The 4577-nt window shown below is 39.7% G+C and carries 5 protein-coding genes and 1 pseudogene; 1 reads left to right on the plus strand and 5 read right to left on the minus strand.

Features of this window, described 5'->3' with window-relative positions; all coding sequences use genetic code 11:
• Nucleotides 1–182: hypothetical protein (locus ABWO12_RS12120; RefSeq protein ID WP_353089272.1), on the plus strand; the 182-nt coding region annotated here is incomplete at its 5' end.
• Nucleotides 183–307: 125 nt separating this feature from the next.
• Here ABWO12_RS12120 and ABWO12_RS12125 read toward each other — a convergent pair.
• The 5 genes and pseudogenes from ABWO12_RS12125 to ABWO12_RS12145 all read right to left on the minus strand — a co-directional run.
• Nucleotides 308–1171 (minus strand): sigma-70 family RNA polymerase sigma factor, encoded by an 864-nt coding sequence (locus ABWO12_RS12125; RefSeq protein ID WP_073363102.1) that lies wholly within the window; start codon nucleotides 1169–1171, stop codon nucleotides 308–310.
• Between the two features lie 84 nt (nucleotides 1172–1255).
• A complete protein-coding gene (locus tag ABWO12_RS12130) occupies nucleotides 1256–2203 on the minus strand; it encodes a hypothetical protein (protein ID WP_353089273.1) in 948 nt (315 codons plus the stop codon).
• A 37-nt stretch (nucleotides 2204–2240) separates the two neighbouring features.
• Nucleotides 2241–3557, minus strand: a complete 1317-nt coding sequence (locus tag ABWO12_RS12135; RefSeq protein ID WP_353089275.1) for a hypothetical protein — start codon at nucleotides 3555–3557, stop codon at nucleotides 2241–2243.
• Nucleotides 3547–4095 (minus strand): RNA polymerase sigma factor, encoded by a 549-nt coding sequence (locus ABWO12_RS12140; RefSeq protein ID WP_353089276.1) that lies wholly within the window; start codon nucleotides 4093–4095, stop codon nucleotides 3547–3549. The genes ABWO12_RS12135 and ABWO12_RS12140 overlap by 11 nt, the downstream gene beginning before the upstream one ends.
• 58 nt (nucleotides 4096–4153) lie before the next feature.
• Nucleotides 4154–4577 (minus strand): annotated as a pseudogene (locus tag ABWO12_RS12145) (hypothetical protein); the annotation flags it as partial.

The following is a 4577-nucleotide window of genomic DNA, read 5'->3' on the forward strand; positions in this document are numbered from 1 at the left end:
TACTCGAGCTGGAAGCGAACAGACCGGGTTTTGTTTGCCCTAAAAAAACAAAACTCCGGGTACTCGAGCTGGAAGCGAACAGACCGGGTTTTGTTTGCCCTAAAAAAACAAAACTCCGGGTACTCGAGCTGGAAGCGAACAGACCGGGTTTTGTTTGCCCTAAAAAAACAAAACTCCGGTAATCAGCCGGAGTTTCAATCATCAATCAAAAAACGAACAGTCGTGGACTGTTGTTGCTTTCAAGTTTCAAGTTTAAGGTTTCAAGTTATTATGAGTAACGTGAAACTTTAAACATGAAACAAATATATTATCCTAAATACGTTTTTAAAATTTTACTTCGTGACGTATGTTTCAATCGTCGGATGGCTTTTTCTTTGATCTGACGCACACGTTCACGGGTCAAGTCGAAAGTTTCTCCAATTTCTTCCAACGTCATCGGGTGTTGATCGCCCAAGCCAAAATACAAACGAACGACGTCAGCTTCTCTTGGCGTTAAGGTTTCTAATGAACGCTCAATTTCGATGCGCAACGATTCGTGAATCAATTCACGGTCAGGATTCGGAGATTCCCCTGAACGCAATACGTCGTATAAGTTAGAATCTTCCCCTTCCACCAAAGGAGCATCCATCGATAAGTGACGTCCCGAGTTTTTCATTGACTCTTTCACGTCATTAACGGTCATGTCTAATTCCTTCGCGATTTCCTCAGCTGAAGGTGGACGCTCGTTAGATTGCTCCAACAAAGCATACATTTTATTGATTTTATTAATCGAACCAATTTTATTCAAAGGCAAACGAACGATACGCGATTGCTCGGCCAACGCTTGAAGAATCGATTGACGAATCCACCAAACCGCATACGAGATGAATTTAAAACCACGCGTTTCATCAAAACGTTGCGCCGCTTTAATCAACCCCAAATTTCCTTCATTAATCAAGTCAGGAAGCGTAAGACCTTGGTTTTGGTATTGTTTGGCCACCGAAACGACGAAACGTAAATTAGCTTTGGTTAGTTTCTCCAAAGCGCGTTGGTCTCCCGCTTTGATACGCTGGGCCAATTCCACCTCTTCGTCGGCAGTAATTAAATCGACTTTACCGATTTCTTGTAGGTATTTGTCTAAGGAAGCAGTTTCACGATTGGTTACCTGCTTGGTGATTTTGAGCTGTCTCATTACGTTTTCTCCTTAATTAAATTCAAGTGTTCAGATGTTTTTACGTAATGCGCTTCCAAAAAGTTACATAAAAATTACCTTTTTTTAAAAATAGTAATTAAAACCGAGTTGTGTGGTGAAAGAGCCACTGAAACAATTAATGACCGTGCTCTTGGCGTATTCAGTATTATGTGCCGTATTCGTGAATTGAAAAGTAGGAGCTTCTGCACCTCCCCAAGTTGTAGTATAGGTTTCAAAACAATAAGGTGCAATATGACGAGCGTTAACTCGATTAAGTGCGTTACCTGAAAGATGATACACCATTCCGAGGGTTTTACGACCAAAAGTTCTTTCTAAGGCTCTGTAAAATGGACTTTTCAGCGTTGCATACGTATAGTTGTCTACTTGTGCGACTACCCAAATGCCATTATCATTTAAAGTGTACTTTGTTTCTGTTATGGGATTATGGTTGGCGTCAAAGGTAATCAAAACCCGTTGCCATTCCAAGTTAATGGGGTCATAATGTTCATAGAACGTGCGATCTCCATTTTGAATGACCATTTTAGAATGCAATATAGGGCTGTAGGTTGTACCGCCATTAACACTTCGTTCCCAATCCGAATAAATAGTGTCTTGTACGGTGTGGAAAGTACGCTTGTTGATGGAACCCACCACTCCAGTATTGGAAATGGATTCTGTTCGGAGTTCCGACAAATCATCACCATTATAAGTGTAGTAAGATTTTGAAGTAAGAACGTTATTTTGTCGGCGTTCTATTTGTGCAATCTTACCATTATTGTAGAGGTATGTGCTTGTTCCTACGTTGGAATTCGTTGTAAACCGCCGTTCCACTTCAATGATACGCTCTTGACTGTCTAAGGTGTATGTCGTCGAATCACTAAGGGTAAAAGGAGAAGTTGTAGTGTTGAAATTGTTTTCGACTATTTTCGTCACTGTAGCGGATGAGGTTGCGGCTGTGTCCTCTGATTCAGAACAAGCCACGAGGGTGCAAAGAAACAGGCTGCTGAACATTAGTAGAATTTTCTTTTTCATTTTTATTGTTTTTTAAGGGTTAGTTATACAATTCAGTTTAGAATGGCAGTTGATAGGTGATTCCAGAACGAATAGAGAACCAATAGTTCATGGCTCTAGTTTGTTCCACATTAGTCAAAAAGTGATATTGAAAAGCGGGAACGATTTCCAACCGCCAATTCTTTTTCCATACATATTGTAGGTGTACTTTAGCATTGGCAGACATACTGTTACGCGTGTCGGTAAACACATTTCCGATATAGAAAGATTCTCTGTTAGCATGGGTACTGCTAAGACTGTTTTGCGTTTGAACCAAATAACTGAAACCTGCACTTACCGCCATATTCCATTTGTTTTGCGACCATTGATAGTATCCTTCCATGGGAACTTCCCAATAGGTAACGTCGCGCTGCAGTTGAATGGATTCCATACCTGCAAATTGATTGTTAAGGTCATTTTGATTTAACGATGATTCTACATGATCAAAATTGAAAAGCAAGTTTTGATTGGTAAATGTAAGACGTTGTCTAGCTTGCATTTTTCCGATTCCCAATTGCATCCCCCAATTTTCATTCATCATCCATCGAAATTGAATTCCATAGGTTAATGTAATTTCACTCACTTTCTGCTTTGTATCTTGATTTACCAATATTTGATCGGTGCCTGTATCTTTCAAAAGTAGGGGTCCGGCATACGGCATAATCCAAAACGTATTCTTTCCTTTTTCCTCTTGTTCGTCACTAGCCGTTTCCAGTTGTTTCTTCTGTTTACGCCCATTTTTTTTCTCCTTTCCCGCTTCCCAACAAAGGGAATCTATTTCTTCTCGGAGTAAGGTGCCGTCTACGTTGGTCATTGACACTGGGATGCTATTTTGTGTGGTATTGATGGTGGGTTGTGGTTCTACTTTGTCTGCTTTTGTGTCGAATGCTGATAATGGGTGTTCAAAGGATTCTGATGGCGCACGATGGTAATCTTTCGTCTCGGTATTCAATTTTTCAGGCTTGCTGATTTGGACATCAGTCTTTACGAGATTAGCCTTTAATGGTGAAGAAGCTTTTTTCGCCAAAATAGCTGCTGAAGACTTTTCGCTGTTAGGTTCTTCCGAGACTTTTGTACTTTTTTGTATCGAATTCGCTCGATGAATGTTGTTTTTCTGATGGGGCAATAAGGGAAGGTTACGGTTCCAAGAATAGGTTCCCAAACCAACAATAATGAGTAATCCTCCTAGCCAAAACCAGATTATAAAGCGTCTTTTCTTTTCTTTTTTAGGCAAATGCGGCTCAATCGCCTGCCAACTATCTTCTGGCATTGGAAAATACATATCGCTTAGTTGCGCATTGAAAAATTCACCGATATATTGGGGTTTATGTTCCATGATTTTTATGGTGTAATGAAAATTGTTCAATTTTACTTTTCAAAAGTTGTTTCGCCCGCGACAAATTAGAGCGCGATGTTCCCTCACTTATTTGCAAAAGGGAACCAATTTCAGCATGCGAATAGTGTTCCATCTCATATAGCGAAAACACGAGTCGATACTGATCAGGTAACTCCTGTATCATACGGATTAATGCTTCCATAGGAAACGTTTCAGGGTCCTCAATTTCGGGTTCTTCTGTGAGCCAAACTGCTGGAACATCTTCTGTAACCGTCTTTATCTCTGCTCGGTACCGATCGATAGCATGGTTAATAACGATGCGTTTCATCCATCCATCAAACGAACCTTTTCCTCGGTATTGATGAATTTTATGATAAATGGTGATAAAACTATCTTGCGTATTGTCTTGTGCATCAGCAAACGAACGGCAGTATTTTAAACTCAAATGGAACAGCGTCTTCGAGTAAATTTCGAAAAGTCTTTTTTGTGCATTTGGGTTGTAGTTTTTACACCCATGGATGATTTGGTTTAAATCCAAGGTAAAAAGGGTTGTTTATAGCAAGACGGACAAAAAGTGAAAACGTTGCGTCTTCATTTTACTCTTGTATTGACTCTTTTATTTTTTGGTGGTAAAATTGAATGCGCTGTTTCTTTTTGGCAAAAAACTGTAGGCGGTCTTTCGGGCCTGCGGTATTCAAACATTTGGCATTTTGCAACAAGCGTTGGAAATAGGTTTTGGCTTCTATCAAGGTTTGCTCATCTTCGGTTACCAAATAACTTATCATTGTGTAGGGAACAAATAATTTTCGCAAACGCTCGTTTTCCACCAAAACATTATTGTTCATCAACAAAAGTTCGTGGTAGTATAAAAAGTAATTTGATTCTTCATTTAATTTTCGTTCAATGTCCTGCACCAACTGCAACAAATCGGCTAACAAAAGCAAAGCCTCATTTGCTTGCAACAATCCCGATTCGTAGTAATAATCAATTTGAAAAAGAGTGCTATTCAACGTAGAGTCA

The sequence above is a fragment of the Flavobacterium sp. genome (genome assembly GCF_040379285.1).
Classification (GTDB): domain Bacteria; phylum Bacteroidota; class Bacteroidia; order Flavobacteriales; family Flavobacteriaceae; genus Flavobacterium.

Excerpts from the sequence above, each read along its gene's own strand:
- ABWO12_RS12125 (WP_073363102.1), bottom strand. The coding sequence starts at position 1,171 with ATGAGACAGCTCAAAATCACCAAGCAGGTAACCAATCGTGAAACTGCT.
- ABWO12_RS12130 (WP_353089273.1), bottom strand. The coding sequence starts at position 2,203 with ATGAAAAAGAAAATTCTACTAATGTTCAGCAGCCTGTTTCTTTGCACC.
- ABWO12_RS12135 (WP_353089275.1), bottom strand. The coding sequence starts at position 3,557 with ATGGAACATAAACCCCAATATATCGGTGAATTTTTCAATGCGCAACTA.